General features: G+C 30.2%; 2 protein-coding genes and 1 pseudogene. 1 reads left to right on the forward strand and 2 read right to left on the reverse strand.

Going from position 1 to position 2,335, the window contains the following annotated elements; translation table 11 throughout:
- Nucleotides 1-382, reverse strand: a 382-nt coding sequence (locus AC1DRQ_RS30755; RefSeq protein WP_477429820.1) for a hypothetical protein, incomplete at its 3' end; no start/stop codon positions are given.
- A gap of 1,052 nt (nt 383-1,434) precedes the next feature.
- Between AC1DRQ_RS30755 and AC1DRQ_RS30760 the strand changes: the two genes are divergently transcribed.
- Nucleotides 1,435-1,884, forward strand: coding sequence for a hypothetical protein (locus tag AC1DRQ_RS30760; RefSeq protein WP_429401387.1), 450 nt, complete (start codon nt 1,435-1,437; stop codon nt 1,882-1,884).
- A 250-nt stretch (nt 1,885-2,134) separates the two neighbouring features.
- Here the strand turns inward: AC1DRQ_RS30760 and AC1DRQ_RS30765 are convergent.
- A pseudogene (locus tag AC1DRQ_RS30765) lies at nt 2,135-2,335 on the reverse strand (hypothetical protein); the annotation flags it as partial.

Below are 2,335 nucleotides of genomic sequence, written 5' to 3' on the forward strand. Positions count from 1 at the left end.
CAAATGAAGTATACTCAGACGGTATTTTTCCGTCCGTACTCCGTAAAAGAGTTTCGTTGTATTTTTCCAGTAATGTTAGATATTTGTTTTTCCAGCATTCCTGTTCTTCATAATCAAAACTTAAAGTGTTACGCAAAGGCTGCTCAGGTACCTGATAAATAATTTTGAAGTCATCTGGTTCAAAAATTTCAGGAAATTCCTGGGCAAAGTCATGCCGTATAATGCATCCAATCCTAAGTATAACATCTCTTTTTAAATGTTTTTGATTAAACCAGTTATAAATGGATCTTCTGTTTACTTGCATGCACCTGGCCAGGTCACTGATACAATAACCATTTTTTCTAACTCTGTACTCTACTATTTGGCCGTAATGTTTATCCATGACTTAATTAAGTAAAATAACCTTTTAAATAATCTTGTTCAGTTCAAAATAAGCTTTATCAAAACGGATCGGCACGTTATCTGATCCTTAAATTAGTATTAATAATGAATGCTTTCTTGATTATTAATACGTAAAACCCAGAAACAAATATTTAAATCTTATTTGCTAAATCAAAAAGCTTTAACAATATACATATATTATTGTAGATTGTTTTAAAAAACAATAAAATAATTAAAACTTTTATAATTTAAAGGGAGATTCCCTGCATAGTATAAACTTGCTAAAGGGATACTTTGTTTTGATTAACCTATCAATAGGCTTGAGGAAGTGTTGAATCAGACTAATTAATGGTTAGTATAATTGCTTGTAAGAGCTCACCAATTACGGTTTTAATTAGCCATGGTTTTACTAAAGGATTATGATTAGGTAAGTGTTTTTTATTGATTGATTTGTAAACCCCGGAATGTTTGGTCAGGGTTCAAAAGAGATTATCAAATACTTTGCGTTTCGATAACGGATAGCTCAATCTGATTTTTATACAATGCAATTAAGCTACCGTTTAATAAACAGGTAGTGCAGAATAGCTTTTAATGGTTGGCTAATTTACTTTTTGCTTTAATCTGTTGTATGCCCAAACCAGAATATTCGCTAAAAACAATATTGCAATTAATATTTCCATAACTAACATAATTAATTAGTTGAATATTCTATCCTTTAAATTCTAATGAATCAATTGATAGTCAATCAAATCTATAATTTAAAATGCTCATTTTTTTGAAATCAGCTTCCCATTATTTGCACAATTTAATTCACACAATTCCAGTTATTAAACTCTAAATCAATCCAGGGTTTTGATGAAAGCCTATCTCAGAAGTTGTTGAATTTAATGATATGAAAATGTGCATTTGTCTATTTGTTTAATAGCTTATTGTGATAGTTTTTTGTCAATTTCTCAAAGTTCTACACTTTTTCACATTATGATATACACTTTTAGTCAAACCTAATTTCTACTCCATGGATGTTCTATTTTTACTTAACTAAACAGTATGAGTATGAAAAATTTTAACAAAAAATTTAGCTGGATTAAACCAGCGCCCATTAGTATTGTGCCATTTTCATCGATCTTATACAAAGGGAAAAAGGCAGCTTTACTATTCTCAGCTATCATCTTGCTGTCTGAGTCTGGTTGTAAAAAAATTACCAATGCGGCCCCAACCGAAGATTATTATGGCTACGGCAAATTAGTAGTAGAGTGTGAAAGCAAATGTCATATTTCTTTTGGTGTACCTGATAAAATGAATGTTTATGATATAGAAGCTAACACAGCCACTTATTCTTTCAGATATCAAACTAAGTACAATTTAGATATTACTATAACTCCTACAGATAAGGATCAAACAGTAACGATGGCAGTATACAGCAGAGAGGAAAAACAAATATTCCGCAACTCTGCTGTCAGGAAGCTTAATGAACCATGGGTATCCCATATATTAGTTCCTTAAAAATTAATAAAGTGCCATTAGTTTTTAATGCCACTTAATTAATTTAATGTTTTTTAATGCTATTATATTGTGTTTCACTGGTTCTCCAGGTATAACTATTGATATTTTTCAACCAGGTATAAACGTTCTGCCGATAATGGTACCGGTGAAATTGTACAGTTGTGATTTTTTCAAATACTCCCTTCAAAAAAGAAACCGTATTCTATTCAGAATACGGTTCTAATTAACTGATCTGTACTAAAAAAGTTTATTACATATTACTTTCTATTTTGTTTATTAATAGAGAATTATATTTTTCTAATAGCTCAATATATTTATCTTTCCATAAAGATGGATTTGGTGCTTCCCAGAATAAAAGATTATTTAATCCAGACGGATTTTGAATATCAAAGTCATCTTTTCGGAATAGCTCAGGAAATTCAACCGAAAAGTTATGGTTAATAATTATCCC

It is taken from the genome of Mucilaginibacter sp. P4_E8, assembly GCF_056401495.1.